The sequence below is a fragment of the Variovorax sp. OV700 genome, assembly GCF_900099805.1.
Classification (GTDB): Bacteria; Pseudomonadota; Gammaproteobacteria; order Burkholderiales; family Burkholderiaceae_C; genus Variovorax.
On sequence record NZ_FNDR01000015.1, the window covers coordinates 78,636 to 99,645 of the forward strand.

General features: G+C 66.0%; 22 protein-coding genes. 12 read left to right on the plus strand and 10 right to left on the minus strand.

Going from position 1 to position 21,010, the window contains the following annotated elements:
- Positions 1-4 precede the first annotated feature (4 nt).
- From BLR24_RS26580 to BLR24_RS26590, 3 genes are all read right to left on the minus strand, one after another.
- On the minus strand, positions 5-781 hold the full coding sequence (locus BLR24_RS26580) for an ABC transporter ATP-binding protein (protein ID WP_254787596.1): 777 nt from the start codon (positions 779-781) through the stop codon (positions 5-7).
- A 68-nt stretch (positions 782-849) separates the two neighbouring features.
- A complete protein-coding gene (locus BLR24_RS26585) occupies positions 850-1,923 on the minus strand; it encodes a branched-chain amino acid ABC transporter permease (RefSeq protein WP_093023039.1) in 1,074 nt (357 codons plus the stop codon).
- Between the two features lie 4 nt (positions 1,924-1,927).
- Positions 1,928-2,800: a branched-chain amino acid ABC transporter permease gene (locus tag BLR24_RS26590; RefSeq protein ID WP_093023041.1), complete on the minus strand. Its 873-nt coding sequence runs from the start codon at positions 2,798-2,800 to the stop codon at positions 1,928-1,930.
- 217 nt (positions 2,801-3,017) lie between these two features.
- On the opposite strand from BLR24_RS26590, the gene BLR24_RS26595 reads away from it, so the two are divergent.
- The 3 genes from BLR24_RS26595 (at position 3,018) to BLR24_RS26605 (ending at position 5,834) form a co-directional block, all read left to right on the plus strand.
- Positions 3,018-3,608, plus strand: coding sequence for a TetR/AcrR family transcriptional regulator (locus BLR24_RS26595; protein ID WP_055795431.1), 591 nt, complete (start codon positions 3,018-3,020; stop codon positions 3,606-3,608).
- 48 nt (positions 3,609-3,656) lie between these two features.
- Positions 3,657-4,133 carry a MarR family winged helix-turn-helix transcriptional regulator gene (locus BLR24_RS26600; RefSeq protein WP_093023043.1) on the plus strand — a complete coding sequence of 159 codons (477 nt, stop codon included), beginning with the start codon at positions 3,657-3,659 and terminating at the stop codon, positions 4,131-4,133.
- A gap of 66 nt (positions 4,134-4,199) precedes the next feature.
- On the plus strand, positions 4,200-5,834 hold the full coding sequence (locus tag BLR24_RS26605) for a carboxylesterase/lipase family protein (RefSeq protein WP_093023045.1): 1,635 nt from the start codon (positions 4,200-4,202) through the stop codon (positions 5,832-5,834).
- 91 nt (positions 5,835-5,925) lie between these two features.
- On the opposite strand, the gene BLR24_RS26610 is transcribed toward BLR24_RS26605, so the two are convergent.
- Positions 5,926-7,389 carry an efflux transporter outer membrane subunit gene (locus BLR24_RS26610; protein ID WP_093023047.1) on the minus strand — a complete coding sequence of 488 codons (1,464 nt, stop codon included), beginning with the start codon at positions 7,387-7,389 and terminating at the stop codon, positions 5,926-5,928.
- A gap of 106 nt (positions 7,390-7,495) precedes the next feature.
- Between BLR24_RS26610 and BLR24_RS26615 the strand changes: the two genes are divergently transcribed.
- The 9 genes from BLR24_RS26615 (at position 7,496) to BLR24_RS26655 (ending at position 17,133) form a co-directional block, all read left to right on the plus strand.
- A complete protein-coding gene (locus BLR24_RS26615) occupies positions 7,496-8,113 on the plus strand; it encodes a TetR/AcrR family transcriptional regulator (RefSeq protein WP_093023049.1) in 618 nt (205 codons plus the stop codon).
- A gap of 84 nt (positions 8,114-8,197) precedes the next feature.
- A complete protein-coding gene (locus BLR24_RS26620) occupies positions 8,198-9,313 on the plus strand; it encodes an efflux RND transporter periplasmic adaptor subunit (RefSeq protein WP_093023051.1) in 1,116 nt (371 codons plus the stop codon).
- The gene (locus BLR24_RS26625) at positions 9,310-12,387 is read left to right on the plus strand and encodes an efflux RND transporter permease subunit (RefSeq protein ID WP_093023053.1); all 3,078 of its coding nucleotides are present in this window, start codon (positions 9,310-9,312) and stop codon (positions 12,385-12,387) included. Before BLR24_RS26620 ends, BLR24_RS26625 begins: the two co-directional genes overlap by 4 nt.
- A gap of 40 nt (positions 12,388-12,427) precedes the next feature.
- Positions 12,428-13,240 carry an oxidoreductase gene (locus BLR24_RS26630; protein WP_093023055.1) on the plus strand — a complete coding sequence of 271 codons (813 nt, stop codon included), beginning with the start codon at positions 12,428-12,430 and terminating at the stop codon, positions 13,238-13,240.
- A 179-nt stretch (positions 13,241-13,419) separates the two neighbouring features.
- Positions 13,420-14,097, plus strand: a complete 678-nt coding sequence (locus BLR24_RS26635) for a glutathione S-transferase family protein (RefSeq protein ID WP_093023057.1) — start codon at positions 13,420-13,422, stop codon at positions 14,095-14,097.
- Between the two features lie 250 nt (positions 14,098-14,347).
- On the plus strand, positions 14,348-15,265 hold the full coding sequence (locus BLR24_RS26640; protein ID WP_093023059.1) for a DUF6662 family protein: 918 nt from the start codon (positions 14,348-14,350) through the stop codon (positions 15,263-15,265).
- A gap of 11 nt (positions 15,266-15,276) precedes the next feature.
- Positions 15,277-15,792 carry an FMN-binding protein gene (locus tag BLR24_RS26645; protein WP_093023061.1) on the plus strand — a complete coding sequence of 172 codons (516 nt, stop codon included), beginning with the start codon at positions 15,277-15,279 and terminating at the stop codon, positions 15,790-15,792.
- Positions 15,773-16,672 carry an FAD:protein FMN transferase gene (locus BLR24_RS26650; protein WP_093023063.1) on the plus strand — a complete coding sequence of 300 codons (900 nt, stop codon included), beginning with the start codon at positions 15,773-15,775 and terminating at the stop codon, positions 16,670-16,672. Before BLR24_RS26645 ends, BLR24_RS26650 begins: the two co-directional genes overlap by 20 nt.
- Positions 16,669-17,133, plus strand: coding sequence for a hypothetical protein (locus tag BLR24_RS26655; RefSeq protein WP_093023197.1), 465 nt, complete (start codon positions 16,669-16,671; stop codon positions 17,131-17,133). The genes BLR24_RS26650 and BLR24_RS26655 overlap by 4 nt, the downstream gene beginning before the upstream one ends.
- Before the next feature lie 93 nt (positions 17,134-17,226).
- On the opposite strand, the gene BLR24_RS26660 is transcribed toward BLR24_RS26655, so the two are convergent.
- The 6 genes from BLR24_RS26660 to BLR24_RS26685 form a co-directional block, all read right to left on the minus strand.
- A complete protein-coding gene (locus tag BLR24_RS26660; RefSeq protein WP_175543356.1) occupies positions 17,227-17,532 on the minus strand; it encodes a hypothetical protein in 306 nt (101 codons plus the stop codon).
- A 26-nt stretch (positions 17,533-17,558) separates the two neighbouring features.
- Positions 17,559-17,834 carry a hypothetical protein gene (locus tag BLR24_RS26665; protein ID WP_093023065.1) on the minus strand — a complete coding sequence of 92 codons (276 nt, stop codon included), beginning with the start codon at positions 17,832-17,834 and terminating at the stop codon, positions 17,559-17,561.
- A 166-nt stretch (positions 17,835-18,000) separates the two neighbouring features.
- Complete coding sequence (locus tag BLR24_RS26670; RefSeq protein ID WP_093023067.1) at positions 18,001-18,339, minus strand: gamma-butyrobetaine hydroxylase-like domain-containing protein; 339 nt, start codon at positions 18,337-18,339, stop codon at positions 18,001-18,003.
- Positions 18,329-19,327, minus strand: coding sequence for a HEAT repeat domain-containing protein (locus BLR24_RS26675; RefSeq protein WP_093023069.1), 999 nt, complete (start codon positions 19,325-19,327; stop codon positions 18,329-18,331). The genes BLR24_RS26670 and BLR24_RS26675 overlap by 11 nt, the downstream gene beginning before the upstream one ends.
- A gap of 7 nt (positions 19,328-19,334) precedes the next feature.
- The gene (locus BLR24_RS26680; protein WP_093023071.1) at positions 19,335-20,183 is read right to left on the minus strand and encodes an ABC transporter ATP-binding protein; all 849 of its coding nucleotides are present in this window, start codon (positions 20,181-20,183) and stop codon (positions 19,335-19,337) included.
- Positions 20,180-20,977: an ABC transporter permease gene (locus BLR24_RS26685; RefSeq protein WP_093023073.1), complete on the minus strand. Its 798-nt coding sequence runs from the start codon at positions 20,975-20,977 to the stop codon at positions 20,180-20,182. Before BLR24_RS26685 ends, BLR24_RS26680 begins: the two co-directional genes overlap by 4 nt.
- Positions 20,978-21,010: the final 33 nt, after the last annotated feature.

Here is a 21,010-nt window from a genome sequence, read left to right on the forward strand (position 1 = left end):
GAGATCAGGTCCCCAGGTAGGCTGCGATCACGCGCGGGTCGGCTTGCACCTGTGCCGGCGTGCCGTCGGTCAGGACCTGTCCCTGGTCCATCACCACCACGCGATTGGCCACGGCGGCGACCAGCGACATGTCGTGCTCCACCATGACCACGGTCACGCCCAGTTCGGCCTGGATGTCTTCCAGCCAGTACGCGAGCCTGCGCGTCTCCTCGGGGTTGAGCCCCGAGGCCGGTTCGTCGAGCAGCAGCAACTGGGGCTCCGCGGCCAGCGCGCGACCGAGCTCGACGACCTTGCGCACGCCGTAGGGCAGTTCCGCCACCGGCCGATGCCGGAATGCGGCGAGGTCCAGCAGGCGCACGACGTCTTCGACGCGTTCGCGCGTATGGGCTTCCGCGCGCTGCACGGACGGCAGGTTGAACATCTGCGAGAAGAAGTTGCCGTGGTTCGCGCGGTGGCGGCCGAGCAGCAGGTTCTCCAGCACCGTCGCGCCCTCGAACAGCTCGATGTTCTGGAATGTGCGCGCGATGCCCTGGCGCACCACGTCGTGCCGTGCCAGGCGCGAGATCTCGTGCCCGTTGAAGCGGATGCTGCCGCTGCTGGCGTCGAACACGCGCGTGATGAGATTCAAGAGCGATGTCTTGCCCGCGCCGTTCGGGCCGATCACTGCGAGGATCTCGCCCGCGCCGACAGAGAAGCTCACATCGCGCACGGCCCTCACACCGCCGAAGGACAGGCTCAGCCGCTCGACCTCGAAGAATGCCGCGCTCAATAAAGCCCCCACGCTTGTCACTTCGTGTGCTGCGCTGCCCCCCGAGGGGGCCTTCGCCCCTTCGGGCGGCCGTTCGGCGCTCATCGGTAACGCTCCGATTTCATGTAGACCTTGGTCTGGTGAATGCTGCTCTTGCGCACCCACGGGAACTCGGCCAGCACCTTGCGGATGCGAACCCAGCGGGCGTTGAGGCCGCCCGGTTCGAGCAAGACGAAGAAGGTCAGCACGGCGCCGTAGACGAAAAGCTCCAGCCCGAACTGCGCGCCGAGCCTGGCAGGCAGTGCCTCCTTCAGCGAGGAGATGAACGAGGGCAGGAGGCCGATCAGGATCGCGCCGAGGATCGCCCCCCGAAGGCTTCCCAGTCCGCCGATGAACACCATCAAGACGAGCTGCAGCGACAGCGCCAGGCCGAACGCTTCCGGCGTGATGTGCTGCATCTGGTGCGCGAGCAATGCACCGGCCAGGCCCGAGCAAGCGGCCGAAAGGCTGAAGGCAAGCACCTTGGTGCGCGCGACGTCGATGCCCAGGCCCTGCGCGGCGGCCTCGGAGTCGCGGATGCCGATGAAGGCGCGGCCGGTGGCGGAACGCATCAGGTTGACCAGAAGGAGCAAGACCACCGCCAGCACCACCAGGCAAAGGAAGTAGAAGGCGCGCGGACCGCCGAGGCTGAGCCCGAAGAGGGTTGGGTCCGGAACCGCCATCCCGCTGTGGCCCCCGGTGACGCTCTTCCACCGGCCGAGGACATGCTCGCAGACGATGGCGAACGCCATGGTGACCATGGCCAGGTGCAGCCCCGACACGCGAATGGCCGGCATGCCGACGAGCAGCCCGCCAAGCGCCGCACCCGCGGTGGTGAGGAGCAGCGACACGGGCAGCGGCACACCCTGGGTCAGCAGGATGGTGTGGATGTACGCGCCGATGCCGACAAACGCGGACTGGCCGAGAGACACCTGCCCGGTGAAGCCCGTGAGCATCATGAGCCCGAGGCTGGCCACGCACATGATGAGGATGAACGTCGCCTCGCCGATGTGATACGCCGGCAGCACCCAAGGTGCGGCAATCAGGGCCGCCGCGAGCAGGCCATACGCGAGCCGCTCAGGCTTGCCGCGCAGCAGCCGCCGGCCGTCCTCGAATCCAGTTTCGTAGCGTGCCATGGTGTCAGACCCTCCGGCCGTGGCTTTCGCCCAGGATCCCGCGCGGATACAGGATGAGAACCGCGATGAGCACCAGGTAAGGTGCCACGTCCTTGACGCCGTCGGGCAGGTAGACGCCGGCGAACTGTTCGATGAGGCCGATGAGAAGGCCGCCGATGATGGCGCCCGGCGCGCTGCCGAAGCCGCCGAGAACCAGCGCTGCCAGTGCCTTGAGCATGACGAACCACAAGCCCAGGTCGACCAGCGTGATGGGCGCGAGCAACAGCCCGCACAGCGCGGCGATGGCGCCGGAGATTGCCCAGACCAGCGAATTCAGGCGCTTCACACGCACCCCGCAGAGGTATGCGGCCAGCTGGTTCTGCGACGTCGCGTGGATCGCAATGCCCAGCGTGGTGCGGCGCAGGAAGTAATACAGGAGCGCCGTCACGCCCATGGCGGCGCCGACGATCACCAGGTTGAGCTCGGCCACCACGCTGCCGCCGAGCTGCATGGATTGCCCTGTCCACGGCGTGGGATAGCTGCGCGATTGCGGCCCGAAGAACATGCTGACGCCGCCGCGGATCATGAAGCCGATCCCGATGGTGAGCATGACGCCCGAGAACTGGGGGCGGCCAACGATCCTGCGCATGATCTTCGCCTCCAGCAGAAAGCAAAGCGCGGCCGAGATGCACAGCACGATGACGAAGCTGAGCCAGAAGGGAAGGCCGGCGGCGACGACAAAACCCCAGCCGAGGAATGCGGAAAGCATCACCACGTCGCCTTGCGCGAAGTTGAGGACTTCGGTCGCCTTGTAGCTGAGTACGAGGCCGAGCGCGACGAGCCCATAGATTGCACCGCTGGAGATGCCTTGCACGATCAGCTGGGTCAGTTGCGTCATCACATCATCCGGTCTTGGCTTTAAATAACGATCGTTTGGTAAACGGTGGTGAACTATAGGTTTGCAATGAGGCCAGCGTCAACACGCTGGAGCGGGTTTGCAGCAGGGGGAAACCCTCGGCAATGGGGTCAATTCGCACTTATGAAAGTACGATCGTTTATCAAACGATCGAAATGCTATGATCGGCGCACTACACGTTCTTTCTGAGGGCCCATTCATGCGCTATCCGACAACCCACAAAGAGGAAACCCGCAAGAAGCTGCTCGCGAATGCCCGTGCCATCGCCAAGAAGGGCGGCTTCGGAACCACCGGGGTCGATGAATTGATGGCGAGCATCGGCCTGACCGGGGGCGCTTTCTATGGACATTTCCCGTCCAAGGAAGCGCTGTTCGCCGAGCTCCTGGAGCACGAAATCTCGAACAGCACCGACATGCTGGCCGGAGACCGCGACTCGCCGCCCGACCACGTCGCCAAGCGGCTGCGCAGCTACCTGAGCTCGTACCACGCGCTGCACCCGGAAACCGGATGCGTCCTGCCTGCGCTGGGGCCGGAGATCGCGAGGGCGGGACCCGAAGTGCGTGCGGCGGTCGAGGAGGGCTTGAAGCGCCTGCAGAAAAGCTGGAGCTCGCGCATCGGCGACCCTGATGCGGCATGGGCGCTGATTGCCCAGTGCGTCGGCGCACTGGTTCTGTCTCGGGCGGTCGAGTCGGAGCGCACCCGCAAGGAAATTTTGGCCTCCAGCCGCCGCTTCATCGACCAGACGCATGCGCTGGACGAGGCCCCTGCGAAGCCATCCAAGGCATCCTGACCGCCGAAGCCGATGTTGTCTCGGCGCGCCACTCCTGCACCTGCGCTGATGCAATCGCACTCTGCACCGCAGGTACACGCGGTTGCTGCCGCTAGCCTTCAGCGGTCAGTCTGCACCGACACCAAGGCGCATCAGCTCGCTCGTCTGGTCAGGCAGCACTATGACGCGGAACTAGGCAAGGTGGGTCTCAGAATCACGCAGTACCGGCTGTTGATGGAGGTTCTGGCGCATGGGCCCGTGCGTCCCTGTGACTTGGCCGAGACAATGTCGCTCTCTCCATCGACGCTGACGCGCACTCTCAGGCCTCTCATCTCGGCAGGCTGGGTGGATCTTGGACCGGGCGCCAACGGACGCACCCGCAGCGTGTGCATCACGACTGCCGGCCGCAGGAAGTGTGCCGAGGGCCTGCCTCGCTGGCACGGTGCGCAGGCCAGGGTGCATCAGTTGATCGGCAGCCAAAATGTCGGCGCATTGCATGCACTCATTGGGGAATGCTTGATAAGCATGTCTGCAGCGGACAGATGACCAAGTGCCTTGGTCTTCGCCGCGGAGCGCCTTTGGGCCAAGGATTCCACACCGACGGAGCCCACCATGAACCATCGTTCATTCTCGCTAGCCCTCTGGATTGCCGTGAGCGCCGTGGCCCTTGCACAGGTTGGCTGCGCCTACAAGGCCGGGGACGCAGTCGATGCGGGCCGCTCGACCGCCATAACCGTAGGGACCGAGAACGGCAGCATCAAAGGCCTTGCGAAAGGAGACGCAGAGGTGTTCCTCGGGCTGCCTTTCGCCGCGCCGCCAATGGGCAGCCTGCGTTGGGCGCCCCCCGAGAGAGCCGCGTCCTGGCAGGGCGTACGAGACGGGACGGTCGCGGGACCCAGTTGCCCGCAGATGGGTGGTTCCCCCGTCATCGGTCGAACCGAGAACGAGGACTGCCTCTATCTCAACGTCTATCGTCCCTCAGGCACTGCGTCGGGCGCATCGCTCCCCGTACTTGTGTATGTTCACGGCGGGGCCAATACGGTCGGCGGCGCAGTCCAGATCGACGGCGCTCGCATGGCGGCGGAAAACCGGGTTGTGGTCGTTGCCGTCAATCACCGCCTCGGCGCACTCGGTTTCTTGAATCATCCCGCGCTCGCCCAGCAGGCCAAGGATCGCCTGGCGGGCAACTATGCATTGCTCGACATCAAAGCAGCGCTGGAATGGGTTCAGCGCAACAGCGGTGCATTCGGCGGCAATCCCAACAAGGTGACGTTGGGAGGAACCTCGTCGGGGGGAACCAACGTTTGCGCGCTCCTTGTCAACGCTGGTACCGCTGGGCTTATTCATGCGGCGATTATTTCCAGTGATGATTGTTTGCGGGACGTCGACACGGTCGCGCAATCGGAGGCGCGCGCGGCCGCCTTTGCAGCCAAGCTTGGATGCGCGGATCCGGTGGGTGTTGCGACCTGCCTGCGCTCCAAGAGCGCCGGCGAGTTGGTGACTGCGGGCGGCGCCTGGAATCCACATGTCGATCCCAAAGGCTTCCACCGCAAGCCTGCGATCGACGCGATCGCGGCAGGCGAATGGAGGCCGGTGCCCGTATTGATGGGCAGCATGCGCGAAGAAGGGCGCGGGTCCGGCGTGGCTTTCGCCAACTTCACGGCCCAGGCATACGCAGCCTGGGTCTCCCGTCTCGTCGGGGTCGACCGAGCGCCAGCGCTGCTGGCAGCCTATCCTGCGGACAAATACGCGGGCCCGTACGCGCTGCCCTACGTCATCGGCGACTTCATTACCGACAGCGGAATGCGCGGCCTCGGCGGTTGCACCAACCTGGCGCTGGCGAGATCTTTCGCGCGGCAAACGCCCACCTACTATTACCAGTTCGAGGATCCAAAACCACCGGCGCCCTCGACGCCGCCCGGCTACGAGTTTCGCGCGTCACATGGTCTCGATACCCCGTTCACGTGGCCCGATTCGCCGCACATGGCGCAGTCTTCTTCACGGTTCACCGAAGCGCAGTGGCAGTTGTCGAAGGAGATGACCCGCTACTGGGCCGCTTTCGCCAAGAACTTCAACCCGGAGGTTCCCGGCCAGGCGGCTTGGCCTCGACTGATCGCGGACGGATCGTTGATGTCGCTGCGCCCGGGCGGACGGAGCCAAGCCTCGCCTGTCGCACAGTTTTCAGAGCTCCACAAGTGTGCACTGTGGGAAAAGATGCCCTGGGTGCTCGATCGCGGCGAACGCTGATCTGCTGCGATGCGGAACGGAGAAGACTTGCGCCCGAGCGATTTGCAGGTGGCGTAGGCGGTTGCGCCGCTTCGCCGAATCGAACGGGATCTCAATGCGACATGATTGCTGCCGCTCTGATGGGCTCAGCCTGCCACCCGCCGCCCAGCGCCTTGAACGCACTGACTGCCGCGCGCGCCGATTCCGTTTGCGCTTGCGCTCTTGCATCGGCCACGCGCAGCATGCTCTCGTCCGCCTGCAAGACTTCGATCAGGCTGACGACGCCTCGCTGATAGGCCGCGAACGATGCCCCTCGTGCACGGCCCAGCGATGCCTCCCCCTGTGCGAGCAGGCCGGCCTGTTCCTCGCGCTTGACCAGGGCGGAGAAGGCGTTCTCCACGTCTTCGGTCGCACGCAGCGCGGCGAGCCGGTAAGCCGCGAGCAACTCCGCGTCCTGGCCCTTGGCGAGTTCGATCTGCGCATCGATGCGCCCGAAGTCGAACAGCCGCCAGCGCAGCCCGAGCAGGGCCGCGGCCTGGCTCGCGCCCCCGGTGAACAGGTTGCCGCTGGCCACCGACGTGGCGCTGCCGAGGGTCGCCCCCAGGGACAGCTTCGGGTAGTACTCGGCCATGGCCACGCCGATGCGGGCGTTCGATGCGGCAAGGCGCCGCTCGGCGGCAATCAGGTCGGGCCGACGCCGCAGCAATTCGGCGGGCGATCCGGCGGCGCCGATGCGCGGTGCGACGGGAATGGCCGCTGTCGTCGCCAGTTCGTCGCGGTGCGTGCCCGGCGCCGCACCCAGCATCACGTCGAGCGCATTCATGGCCGCGGCCTCGCCCGCCTCGAGCGCCGGCACGGACGCACGAACCTGCGCCAGCGTGCCCTCGGCCTGGTGCAGCTGGAGCTCGGTGGCCAGCCCCTTGCCGTAGAGCAGGCCGATCTTCGCGAGCAGGTCCTGCTGCGTGCCGACTTGCCGGCGTGCAATGTCGAGGCGGGTTTGCAGGCCGCGCAGGGTGATGTAGATGTCGGCGGTCTGCGCGGCCACGGCCAGACGCGTGGCGGCCGCGCCGGCCTCCGATGCCTGGTAGTCGGCCAGCGCAGCCTCGCGTCCCCGGCGCAGGCCGCCGAAGATGTCCAGCTCCCAGCTGGCGCCGAGGTTCGCTTCGTAAGCGTTGCCGTAGCGATCGAAACCTGGCTGCGCGTTCAGGACCTGGCCCAGCGGCGTCTCCACCGACTGGTAGGCCCTGGCGGCTTGTCCGCTGAGATTGCCCGAAGGCAGCAGCGCTGCATTCGCCGCACCGAGCCCGGCCCGGGCCTGCGCCACGCGGGCGGATGCCTGCGCAAGATCGAGATTCTGTTTCAGCGCGTGGTCGACATAGCGGGCCAGTTGCGCATCGCCGAACCCGGTCCACCACGCCACCAGCTCGGCGTTGGCGGTGGCCGATCGCCGGTCGAGCGCTGCCTCGCCAATGAATCGGTCGGGCAAGGTCGGGGCTGGCCGGACATAGTCAGGCCCGACAGCACAGCCTGCGAGCAGGCTGAACAGCAGGGGCAGGGCAAAGGTGCGTTGGGACATGGCTTTGTTCCGTGACGAGCGGCAGAAATGGTGGAAAGAAGTGAGTGACTATAATTCAATTTGGTCACTTGTTGTCGATTGTTTGTCCGGGCGGTAAGCTCTCGGCATGAACAACGCAACTTCTTCTCCGCCGGTTGCGCGGGGACCGGCCGATCACGACGTGCGCGCGCAGATCGTCGTGGCGGCCACCGAGCATTTCAGCCAGTACGGGTACGAGAAGACCACGGTTTCCGACCTTGCCAAGGCCATCGGCTTCTCCAAGGCCTACATCTACAAGTTCTTCGAGTCCAAGCAGGCGATCGGCGAAATGATCTGCTCGAACTGCCTGCGCGAGATTGAGGCGGACATTCGCGCGGCGGTCGACGCGGCCGACCACCCGCCGGAAAAGCTGCGGCGCATGTTCAAGGCCATCGTGGATTCGGGCCTTCGACTGTTCTTCCAGGACCGCAAGCTCTACGAGATTGCCATCTCGGCGGCCAGCGAGCGCTGGCCGTCGGCCATCGCCCATGAACAGTGCATCCGGCATCTGATCGTCGAGCTTCTGAAGCTGGGGCGGGAGTCCGGCGACTTCGAACGCAAGACACCGATCGACGAGACCGCGGCGGCCATCTATCTGGTCGTTTATCCCTACGTCAACCCCGTGATCCTGCAGCTCAGCTCCGATCACACGGAGCAGGCGCCGGCGCAACTGTCGGGTCTGGTGCTGCGCAGCCTGTCGCCATAGACGAATAATTTTGTTGTGACTATTGACTAAATTAGTCACTGTTATCAAAATCGGGGTCCTGATCGATTCGTCAATGGGCCCCTCATGCACTCGCGCCGCTTCCTTACATCCGCCTTCGTCTGCGCCTTGCCGTTTGCGCTGGTCGCGTGCGACGACAAGACCCCATCCGATCCGCGCACCCAGACGCCGCTGGTGCGCGCCGCCACGGTCCAGACCGCTGTGTCCGCATCGCGCTCGTTCACGGGCACCGTGGCCGCTCGGGTTCAAAGCGACCTGGGCTTCCGCGTCTCCGGAAAGGTGCTGGAGCGCTTTGTCGACGCAGGCCAGACGGTCAAGCGCGGGCAGCTGCTCATGCGCATCGACCCGGTCGATCTGAGGTTGGCGGCGCGCGCGCAGCAGGAGGCGGTCAGCGCTGCGCGTGCGCGTGCGAAGCAGGCCGGCGACGAGGAAGCGCGCTACCGTGATCTGCGCGGCACCGGCGCCATTTCAGCCTCGGCGTACGACCAGGCCAAGGCGGCGGCGGATGCCGCCCAGGCCCAGCTCGGTGCGGCGCAAGCGCAGGCCGAGGTCGCGCGCAATTCGAATCGCTATTCGGAACTCACGGCCGATGCGGACGGCACTGTTCTTGAGACGCTGGCCGAGCCTGGCCAGGTCGTCAATGCCGGGCAGCCGGTGATCCGTGTGGCGCAGGCCGGGCGCCGGGAGGCCGTGGTGCAGTTGCCCGAAACCCTGCGTCCGGTCGTCGGCTCTGGCGGACAGGCCACGCTGTTCGGCAAGGAAGGTGTTGCCGTGCCCGTCAAGCTCAGGCAACTCTCTGATGCGGCCGACAAGCTCACGCGCACTTTCGAGGCGCGCTACGTGCTTGATGGCGAGCTCGCCAACGCGCCCTTGGGCGCCACGGTCACGGTCTATGTCGCCGATGGCAAGCCAGTCCAGGCAGGTGGCGTCCAAGTGCCCATCGGCGCCTTGTTCGATACAGGCAAGTCGACGGGCGTCTGGGTCATCGGCGGCGATCCGTCGACGGTGCGCTGGCAACCGGTGGCCGTCGAGCGTCTGGACGGAGAGCGTGCCCTGGTGGCCGGCCAACTCAAGCAGGGGGACCAGGTTGTCTCGCTCGGCGCGCACCTGCTGCGCGAAGGCGAGAAGGTGCGTGTCGCTGCCTCGGCCGCGACGCCCGCGGCTGGCGGAGCCCGCCCATGAGCGAAGGCCGTTTCAATCTGTCGGCGCTGGCTGTCCGTGAGCGATCCATCACGCTGTTTCTCATCTGCCTGATTTCGCTGGCAGGGCTGGTCGCATTCTTCAAGCTGGGCCGTGCGGAAGATCCGGCCTTCACGATCAAGGTGATGACCATCATCACGGCCTGGCCGGGCGCCACCGCGCAGGAGATGCAGGACCAGGTCGCCGAGAAGCTCGAGAAGCGCCTGCAGGAGCTGCGCTACTACGATCGCACAGAGACCTACACGCGGCCCGGCCTGGCGTTCACGACCCTGACGCTGCTTGACAGCACGCCGCCGGCCCAGGTGCAGGAACAGTTCTACCAGGCGCGCAAGAAGCTCGGCGACGAAGCGAGCAACCTGCCGGCCGGCGTGATCGGCCCGATGATCAATGACGAGTACGCGGACGTCACCTTCGCCCTGTTCGCGCTCAAGGCCAGGGGAGAACCGCAGCGCGTGCTGGTGCGCGACGCCGAGACGCTGCGTCAGCGGCTGCTGCATGTGCCGGGCGTGAAGAAGGTCAACATCGCCGGTGAGCAGTCGGAGCGCATCTACGTCGAGTTCGCGCACGACCGGCTGGCGACTTTGGGCATCGGGCCGCAGGACGTGTTCGCCGCGCTCAACAGCCAGAACGCGCTCAGCCCTGCGGGGTCCGTGGAAACCAGCGGCCCGCAGGTGTTCATTCGGCTGGACGGCCCATTCGACACCCTGCAGAAGATCCGCGACACGCCCGTGGTCGCGCAGGGCCGCACCCTGAAGTTGTCGGATGTGGCCACGGTCAGGCGCGGCTACGAAGACCCGGCCACCTTCATGATCCGCAGCGGCGGCGAGCCGGCGCTGCTGGTGGGCGTCGTCATGCGGGAAGGCTGGAACGGGCTCGACCTGGGCAAGGCGCTGGAGGTGGAAGCCCGCGCCATCAACGTCGAGCTGCCCCTGGGCCTGAGCTTCACCAAGGTCACGGACCAGTCGGTGAACATCAGCGCATCGGTCGACGAGTTCATGGTCAAGTTCTTTGCGGCCTTGCTGGTCGTCATGCTGGTGAGCTTCCTGAGCATGGGCTGGCGTGCGGGCCTGGTGGTGGCCGCCGCGGTGCCGCTGACCCTGGCGGTGGTCTTCGTCGTGATGGCCGCGACCGGCAAGAACTTCGACCGCATCACGCTCGGCTCGCTAATCCTCGCGCTCGGCTTGCTGGTGGACGACGCCATCATTGCCATCGAAATGATGGTGGTGAAGATCGAGGAGGGCTACAGCCATGTGGCCGCGTCCGCCTATGCCTGGAGCCACACGGCAGCGCCGATGCTCTCGGGCACGCTGGTCACCGCCGTCGGCTTCATGCCCAACGGTTTTGCGCCGTCGACTGCGGGCGAGTACACCAGCAACATGTTCTGGATCGTCGGCATCGCGCTGATTGCATCCTGGGTGGTCGCCGTGGTGTTCACGCCTTATTTGGGCGTCAAGCTGCTGCCGAACTTCAAGAAGATCGAAGGCGGCCATGCCGCGATCTACGACACGCCGCGCTACAACCGGCTGCGCCGCGTGCTGGCGCGCGTCATCGCGCGCAAGTGGTTGGTGGCGGGAGCGGTCGTCGGCCTCTTTGTGGTATCGATCCTCGGCATGGGCGTGGTCAAGAAGCAGTTCTTTCCGATCTCCGACCGCCCTGAAGTCCTGGTCGAAGTGCAGATGCCCTACGGCACCTCGATCACGCAGACCAGCGACGCGACGGCCAAGGTGGAGACCTGGCTGTCCACGCAGCCGGAGGCCCAGATCGTCACCTCCTACATCGGACAGGGCGCCCCCCGCTTCTTTTTCGCGATGGGGCCCGAACTGCCCGACCCGTCGTTCGCCAAGATCGTGGTGCGCACCGCCAGCCAGGAGGAGCGCGAAGCGCTGAAGCACCGGTTGCGTCAGGCCGTTGCCGACGGCCTCGCGTCCGAGGCGCGGGTGCGCGTGACCCAGCTCGTGTTCGGGCCGTACTCGCCGTTCCCCGTGGCCTACCGTGTCTCCGGGCCCGATGCGAACGAGCTGCGCAAGATCTCGGCGGAGGTGCGGCAGGTGATGAATGCCAGCCCGATGATGCGCACCGTCAGCACCGACTGGGGCACCCGCACGCCCACGCTGCACTTCACCCTGAAACAGGACCGCCTGCAGGCCGTGGGGCTGAGCTCCAGCGCCGTGGCGCAGCAACTGCAGTTCCTCCTGAGCGGCGTGCCGGTGACCACCGTGCGCGAGGACATCCGCACCGTGCAGGTGGTGGCCCGCTCGGCCGGCAGCACCCGGCTCGATCCCGCGAAGCTCGTGGACTTCACGCTCGCCGGTGCCGGTGGCCAGCGCATTCCGCTGTCGCAGGTCGGCGAGGTCTCGGTGCGCATGGAAGAACCTGTCATGCGGCGACGCGACCGCATGCCCACGATCACGGTGCAGGGCGACATCGCCGAGGGGCTGCAGCCCCCCGACGTATCGACCGCGATCACCGCGCAGTTGCAGCCGCTGATGCAGAAGCTGCCGGCCGGCTACCGCATCGTCGAGGCCGGCTCCATCGAGGAGTCGGAGAAGGCGACCCAGGCGATGCTGCCGCTGTTCCCGATCATGCTGGCGATCACGCTCCTCATCATTATTTTCCAGGTGCGCTCGATCTCCGCGATGGTCATGGTGTTTCTCACCAGCCCGCTCGGGTTGATCGGCGTCGTGCCGACCTTGCTGCTGTTCCAGCAGCCCTTCGGCATCAATGCGCTCGTAGGGCTCATCGCGCTGTCGGGCATCCTGATGCGCAACACGCTGATCCTGCTCGGGCAGATCCACCACAACCAGCAGGAAGGACTCGACCCGTTCCATGCGGTCGTCGAGGCGACCGTGCAGCGTGCCCGCCCTGTGATCCTCACGGCGCTCGCGGCAATTCTCGCGTTCATTCCGCTGACGCACTCGGTGTTCTGGGGCGCGCTCGCCTACACCTTGATCGGCGGCACCTTCGCGGGGACGATCCTGACGCTGGTGTTCTTGCCGGCGATGTATTCGATCTGGTTTCGGATCAAACCCGGCAATGCGGCCCAGCCCGCGCACTGATGCGCCTTATCACCATTCATTGAGACCGAAGGAACCAGTCATGTCGAGTTCATCAGTTGTAGTCGTAACGGGCGCATCCTCGGGCATCGGACGCGCCGCTGCGGAAATGTTCGTGGCGCGAGGCTGCCGGGTGTTCGGCACCGTGCGCGACCTGCGCAAGGCGCCCGCGCTGCCCGGTGTCGAGTTCGTCGAGATGGACGTTCGCGAAGAAGGCTCGGTTCAGAGGGGCATCGAATCCGTCATCGACCGGGCCACGCGCATCGACCTGCTGGTCAACAACGCGGGGATGATGATGATCGGCGCGGTCGAGGAAACCTCGACGGCCGAGGCTGCGCAGCTGTTCGACACCAACGTCTTTGGCATGCTGCGCGTGACGCGCGCGGTGCTCCCGTACATGCGCGAGAAGCGCCGCGGGCGAATCGTCAACGTCAGCTCCGTGCTCGGTGTGCTTCCGGCCCCGTACATGGGCCTGTATTCAGCCACCAAGCACGCGGTGGAAGGGCTGTCGGAGTCGCTGGACCATGAGGTGCGCCAGTTCGGCATTCGCGCGACGCTGGTGCAGCCGGCCTTCACCCGCACCAACCTCGATGTCAACGCGCCCCGTGTCAAGGCGCGGATCGCGGGCTATGACCGCGAACGCGACCTGGTGGCGCTCTCCGTGGCCGACAGCGTGAGCAGTGCGCCCGCGCCGCACGGCGTGGCAAGCACCATCGTCGAAGCGGCGCTCGGCCCATGGCGCATGCGCTGCACGCCGCCAGGGGAGGCGTCTCTGCTGACGAAATTGCGCCGCTTCATGCCGGCGGGACCGGTGGATGCGAGCCTGAGAAAAAAGCTCGGGCTCGGCCCTTCCTGAGCAGTTGCTCTGCCGCGCAACGAAGGAGAATATCGTGGACAGCCTGGATCGCGGCGCTCGAGCGCCGCTTCGGCGTGCGGTGAGCGGGTCAAAATCCAACCCTGTCGGCAGGCCCAGCAAAGCGCACACTGCCGACAAGTTAACTCCATATCGCGGCGGACCCCGAGGTCACCGAAAACATGATCACCTTGCACCACTGCGTCAGCGCACGCTCGTTCCGGCCTCTCTGGATGCTCGAAGAGATCGGGCTTTCCTATGATCTCAAGATGATGCCCTTTCCGCCGCGCGTGCTGTCTCGGTCGTATCTCGAGGTCAACCCGCTTGGCACGGTGCCGATGCTGTCCGACGGCGTCATGCGAATGACCGAATCGGCCGCGATCTGCCAGTACCTGGCCGCGCGATTCTCGGCGGGCCAACTGGATGTAGGTTGCGGCGAGCCGGACTTCGGGCCGTACCTCAACTACCTTCATTTCGGCGAGGCGACCTTGACCTTTCCGCAGACGCTCGTGTTGCGGTACGCACACTTCGAGCTGGCGGATCGAAAACAGCCGCAGGTCGCCGACGACTATGCCAAGTGGTTCCTGGCGCGCCTGCGAACGCTGGAGCCGCTGCTCGCCGAGCGCGACTACCTCTGTGCGGGGCGCTTCACTGCGGCGGACGTGTCGGTCGGCTATGCGTTGTTGCTGGCCGAGCATCTGGGCTTGGGAGAGCGCTTCACACCCTCGGTGGCAGCTTACTGGGAGCGTCTGCAGGCGCGACCTGGCTTCAAGGCGGCGATGGCGGCGCAATCGCAGGCTGCCAAGGCGCAGGGTGTCTCGGCGACCCCCGCACCCGACGTCAGATCCGATAGACCTTGACGGGCGAGCGCGGCCCCCATCCATCAAGAGCGCTCCTATTCTGCTGGCTGCTTCAGGCAGCGGGCGCAGCGAGCGGCATGCGTGGACCCGCCGCGGCTGCGCGCCGGTGAACAGGACAACGTAGCGCACCGCGCATGACTACGACCTGACGCTGTGTTTGGGTGACAACGCTGCGCGCACTTTGCTCGAGGCCATGAGTGATTCTCGTTATCATTTTTGGCTTGATTCTCGAGTGAAAAGAAACGCCACCATGCCCCTCCTACCTCGCCTGTCGGGCTGCCTGATCCTGCTCGCACTGGGGTGCGGATTGAATGCCACCGCCTTTGCCGAAGAAAGCCAGTTCGGGTACGTCTACACGACGGACCTGTTGCCCAAAGGGGCCAAGGAAATCGAACAATGGGCGACCTGGCGCAACAAGAAAATATCGGGGGTCTACGATCAGCTCGAGGGTCGCACCGAGTTCGAATACGGCGTGTCCGACCGGCTCCAGGTGGCCTTCTACGCCAACTATGCGTGGGCTCGTGCCTATCACAACGGACCCGACGGAGCGACAACGCCGCCCGAACAGTTTGCCGACAAGGATGTGGGCGCCGACGCGCACTGGAGCGCCAAGCGCTTCGTTGGCGTGTCCGGCGAGGCGATCTACCGCGTGCTCAGCCCCTACACCGACGGCGTGGGTCTGGCGTTCTATGTGGAGCCCACGGTGGGCCCCTCGTTCAGGGAACTGGAAACCAAGATCATCCTGCAGAAGAACTTTCTGGACGACAGGCTGACCACTGCTTTCAACTTCACCTATGCGCCTGAGTGGCGATACCTGGACGACGCCAGCACCACTTCGGGCAGAAGCTGGCAGCACGAGACCGACATCAATTTCAATGCGGCCTTGTCCTATCGCTTCGCACCGAATTGGTCGGCCGGATTCGAGTTCGTCAATGAACACGAATACAACAGCTACCTCTTCAAGAACCAATCGAACAGCGGCTACTACCTCGGCCCAGTCATCCACTACGGCGGGAAAAACTTCTTCATCACGGCAACGTTCCTGGAGCAGTTGCCTTGGGCAAAAGCTCACTCGGATACGGTGGCAGGCTCCCTCATCGGCGGCCGGGTCTTCGACAACGACTTTGAGCGGTATCGACTCCGCGTCAAGGCCGGCTACTATTTTTGACGGAACACGGCATGAAGCTCAATCAATGGGCGTGGCTTCCACTGGCCGCAATCTCCACGTCGGTCTATGCGACGACCTATTTCACCACCGAAGAAGCCCAGCAGGCGATTTTTGCTGGTGAGAAGCTGACGCCGGCGTTCATCACGCTGACCGATCAGCAGGCCAGGAAAATCGAGGACACCACCGACGTCAACGTGCGGCACAAGGAGATCAAGGCCTGGAAGGCCAGCGGCGGCGGATGGTTCATCCTCGACGAGGTGGTGGGCAAGCACGAGTTCATCACCTATGCCGTGGGACTGAATGCCGACGGCAGCGTCAGGCAGATCGAAATCGTCGACTACCGCGAGTCCTATGGCTACGAGGTGCGCAACCCCGATTGGCGCAAGCAGTTCACGGGCAAGACCTCCGCAGCGCCTCTCAAGCTGGAGCAGGACATACACAACATCAGTGGCGCGACGCTGTCAGCCAGGCACGTGACCGACGGCGTCAAGCGTGTGCTGGCCACCTATGCCATTGCGCTCAAGTAGTCTGCGCCGCGCGAGGCCGCTGCTCGGGACCTTGGTCGAGATCGCCGCGACCGGCGCATCGGCCAGCCTGCCGGCGGCGCTCGACGCGGCATTCGCGGCCATCGAGCGGATCGATCGGCTCATGAGTTTCCATGCGCCGCACAGCGATGTTTCCAGGATCAATGCCGCCGATGCCGGATGCGAGATCGGCGTCGATCCGCACACCTCCCACGTCCTGCATTTCGCCCGGACGCTGAGCGAACTGTCGAACGGCGCCTTCGACGTCACGATCGCCGACGTATTGATGCGCGACGACTTCCTGCCGCGGCAAGACGGCGTCGTGGCGGATACCGCCGCGGCGGCCACTTTTCGTGACCTGGTGCTGCTGCCCGACGATCGCGTCCGCTGGCGCCGCAAGGGATGGATCGACCTGGGCGGCATTGCCAAGGGGTATGCCGTCGATTGCGCCATCGGCGCGCTGCGTGCTCATGGCCTGGCGAGCGGCGTCGTCAACGCCGGCGGCGACCTGCGCTTCTTCGGCGAGCCGCAGCCGATTCATGTGCGCCATCCCGATGCGCCGGCTTCGCTGGTGCCGGTGGGCGTTTTCAGCGATTGCGCCGTGGCCACGTCCAGTGGCTATTTCTCGGAGCGGATGTCCGGCGGCGGCGTGACGGAGCCGTTGGTCGACCCTGTGCGCCGCGCGTGTGTCCGCTGGCGGCAAAGTGTCACGGTCGTTGCACCCGAGGGCATGACGGCCGACGCGTTGACGAAGATCGTGCGGCTCGCAGCGCAGGCCGCGCCGGGCATCCTCGAACGCTTTCGCGCGCAGGCCATCGTGATCGACAGCCGGGGGATGCGGCAATGCGGCGTCGGGATGCCGGCCGAGGCAACCGCTGCGTGAGGCCACCACATCTTCACCACGGCTGGCCACAGCCTGTTCGGCTGGGCCGCAGGCATGAGCGCTGGGTCTACGGGATGGCGGGCCTGCTGTTGCTGTCGGGCGCGGGTTGGCTGGTCGCCCACTACTTCCTCGCGATCTCGGGCGAATTCGGAGACCTGCATCATCCCTCCGAGCCGTGGTGGCTGCGCCTTCACGGCGCGGCAGCCATGGGCTTCCTGGTAATCGTCGGCACGGTGCTGCTGAACCACGTCGTGCGTGCGTGGCACCTGCGCAAGAATCACAAGAGCGGGCTTGTCTTCCTGGGGCTACTGGGCGCAATGGTCCTGACGGGCTACGCGCTCTATTACTTCGGCGGCGAAGAGGCCCGGCCCTGGATCAGCAAGGTCCATTGGATCGCAGGGCTCGCGTCGGCCGCGGGCCTGCCGATCCATGTCGCGCTGGGGCGGCGCCGCAAGAAGTGAGTCGCTGGCGGCGATGTCAGCCAGCTCCGGCCAGTGCCACCCCGCAAAGGGCCGCGCCGACCTGCAAGAGTGGCGTGCGCATCCCCTGGTCGTTCAAGTGCGCTGACCGGCGAGCGTTGGGAAAGCCACACGATGACGAGGCTCGACGCCAACGCGCATCCCCTGATGTGGCCGACTGGAAAAGCCGTCGTCTGTTCCGCAGTAGCGGGCCACGGCGCGTCCCAGATGCGTGATCTCGTTCACTGTCGCGCGGGGCGGTGCTGCGCCGTGCGGTGGTGAGAATGCCACCTTGATGTATCCGGCATCTTCCAGGTGCTTCAATTGATCGATGACAGAGTCGCCCCAGAACTGCATCGGCAGTCGCGCAGCCAGGACTTGGGTGAACAGCGTGTGTCCCATGTGCCTTTCCAGTCTTCAATCCTGGATCACATCAATCGCGCTCCGCGAGCAAATCGCATCGAGGTATGCGCGAAGTTGCGAATGTCGCCCAGCTTCGCGATCTCGGCGAGGCCCTCGTCGGTGATGCTCTCCACCGTTGCCATCGAGGCCTGGGCGTACCGCCCCGCGGGCTGAAGCGCTGTAATCCTGGCTTCGATCAACCCCGTGGCCATGAGCACGGACACATGTCGAACTTCTTCCGGCTCAACGACCTGCACCGGTAGTTGGGTGTGGAGAAGTCTCATCAAGAACGAGAGCGGCATTCGGTCCTCCGGGTGCCGGCGAGCGATGCCCCAAAATGTGCCGGCTTGTTTTGGGAGGGAAAGTGTGTTCTCGCGTGCGACAGGTCGCAACCGGGCATATCTGCAAGCGCGGGGCTAAATTTGTGAAATACATCACATTTGCCGACATTTTCAGGTGGAGAGATGCCTACTTCATCGCCTGCGGCCTCGGGGAGGCACTTCTGTCCAGCAGTTCTCTCAGGAAGCCCCAGGGAAAGATCCCCCGGTCGTGGCCATCGCTGAAGACGAACTGCACGCCGTAGGCGCCCACGGGCAGGATGTCCGTGAGTCGTATGACTGCGGCCGACGGCAACGCTTCTGCTTCGCCATCCTGCCCGGCCGTGCCGATTGAACGCTGGGCCTTGCAATCGGCGCAAGGGCAGCTCGATCGCAGCAGGCCGTACGTGGCCAGATGCCGCGCGCCATCCGCCCAGCAGAACTCCAGCGCGGCGCGCGCGCGATGGTCGATGATGGACTCAGGTGCCATGTGCGGCGGTGCCGATCTGCGCGATGGCCAGTCGGGCCGACTTGCGCACTTCCGGGTCGGGATCGTCGGCGGCGAGTTCGAGCGCGGGCAGCGCGGCGGCGTCGCCGATCTCACCGAGCGCGAGTGCCGCCTCCTTGCGCAAGTTGCTGATGCCGTGGCCCAGCGTCGCGAGCAGCGCCGAGACGCTCCCGGTGCTTCGCAGCCGGCCGAGGCTGCGCGCCGCGCGCAGGCGCACCTGCCAATAGGGGTCGTCCAGCGCGACCAGCAGTGCGGCCGACGCGACGGGCTGGTGCAGCTTGCCGAGCGCGGTGGCGGCTTCTTCCCGCACCTGCCAGCTGGCGTCGCGCAGCGCCGTTTCCAGTGCGGCGCGCGCATCGACATTGCCGATTGCGAATGCCAGCGCGCCCACGGCCGCGCGGCGCACTTCATCCACGGGGTCGGCAACGGCGAGGCCGGCCAGCGCGGGCAGCGCGGGCGCATGCTTCAGGTAGCCGAGCACGCCGATGGCCTCCCGGCGCAAGGCGATGGCATCGGCGGTGTCGTCGGCGGGGCGTCGCTGCTGCAACACCGCCAGCGCTGGCTGGGCGCTGGCGGGCACGCGCAGCTCGCGCAGTGCACGCAGCACGGCGGCGCGTACCCGCGCCGCTCCGGTGCCCGCGTGCGGCAGCAGCCAGGCGGCGGACGCAGGCTCCTTCAGTTCGGCGAGGCTGTGGGCGGCGGCATCGCGCACCTGCGCGTCGGGGTCGTCGAGCGCTTGCGCCAGCCCTTCGACGGCCGCCTGGTTCTCCATGGTTTCGAGCGCCAGCGCGGCGGCGGCGCGCACGGCCGGCGCATCGTCGCGCAGCGCGGCGACCAGCAGCGGCGTGTGCGCCTCGTCGGCCAGGTCTCCCAGGTCCATCACGGCGATGCGGCGCACTTCGGCGTCGGGGGAGTCCAGCCGTGCGGCAATGGCCTGAAGTTCGGGATCGTCGTGGAGGGCGGGGTTCATTTTTCTTTCAGATGGCGAAGCGCAGCTGCGCTGCGGCGGGGGCGCCGAGCGGCGTGAGGCGTTCCAGCGGCGCGCTGGCGTCCGCGTGCGGATGCAGCAGCTCCAGGCAGCGCCGTTTGAGCGCGATGAATCCGGAAGACGTGACCAGCGAGGGATCGCGAGGCCGGGCGAAGTCGAGTTCGAATTCGGCGACGATGCGGCCCGGCCTCGGCCCCATCACGAGCACGCGGTCGCCGAGAAACAGCGCTTCGTCGATGTCGTGCGTGATGAAGACGATGGTGGTGCGCACGCGCGCCCAGGCATCGAGCAGCTGGCGCTGCATCATGAGCCGGGTCTGGGCGTCGAGCGCGCCGAAGGGCTCGTCCATCAGCATCACACGTGGATGGTTGATGAGCACCCGCGCAATTTCTGCGCGCTGCTGCATGCCGCCCGAGAGCTGGGAGGGGTAGAAGCCCGCGAAGTCGCCGAGGCCGACGAGCCGCAGCATCTCGTGCGCCCGGGCATGGCGTTCTCGTCGGCCGACGCCCTGCATCTTCAGTCCGAAGGCGACGTTGTCCAGCACCTTCTTCCACGGGAAAAGCGTGTGGTGCTGGAAGACGAGGCCTCGGTCCGGATGCGGCCCGCGCACCGCCTCACCGTCCACCTGAATGGTGCCGCCCGCGGGCGTCAGGTGGCCGGCCAATGCGCCCAGCAGCGTCGACTTGCCGCAGCCCGAAGGGCCGAGCAGGCAGATGAACTCGCCGGGTTCGACATGCAGCGTGATGTCCTGCACTGCGTCGAAGGCCTGGGCGCCATGGCCCAGGCGCACGCGCAGGTCGTCGATGGCGATGCGGCCGGTTTGCACATCGGCCTTCACGATCTTTTCTCCTGCATGGCGCGCCAGGGCATCAGCACCTGGCCGATCCATCGCACCAGCGCACTGCTGCCCATGCCGAGCACGCCGATGAAGAGCATGCCGACCACGATGTCGGCGTAGTTCTGGATCGTGTACGACATCCACGTGTAGTAGCCGATGCCGAATTGACCGGAGATCATCTCGGCCGTGACCAGGCAGAACCAGGCGGTGCCCATGCCGATGGCCAGGCCGGTGACGACGCTCGGCATGGCACCCGGCAGGATCACTTCGCGGAACACCGAGAGCCGGCCGGCGCCCAGGCTGCGCGCCGAGGCGACGAGGCGGGCGTCCACGGCCTCGACGCCGTGCACGGTGTTGAGCAGCACGGGGAAGAGCGCCCCCACGAAGGTGATGAAGACCATCGATGCCTCCGACGACGGGAACATCAGGATGGCCAGCGGGATCCACGCCACCGCGGGAATCGGCCGCAGCACTTCGAGCGGCGGCAGCAGCGTGTCCTCGGCCCAGCGGGCACGGCCGATCGCGAGGCCCAGCGCCACGCCGGCCACTGCCGCGAGGCCGAAGCCGATGAACACGCGGCGCAGGCTCGCTGACAGGTGCTGCAGCACCAGCGGCGACTGCACCAGCGACCACGCGGACTCGGCCACCTCGCGCGGCGACGGCACGTTCTGAAAAGTGATGAAGCCCAGGTTCATACGCTGGCCCGTGGCGATGTGCCATGCGATCACGCAGGCGAGCAGCGCCGCGATGCGCCATGTGGCGCGCGGCAGGTTGGCATGGAAGAAGCTGGCCATGGGGAGGTGAGGTTGCAAAAAAACGCGAGGCGG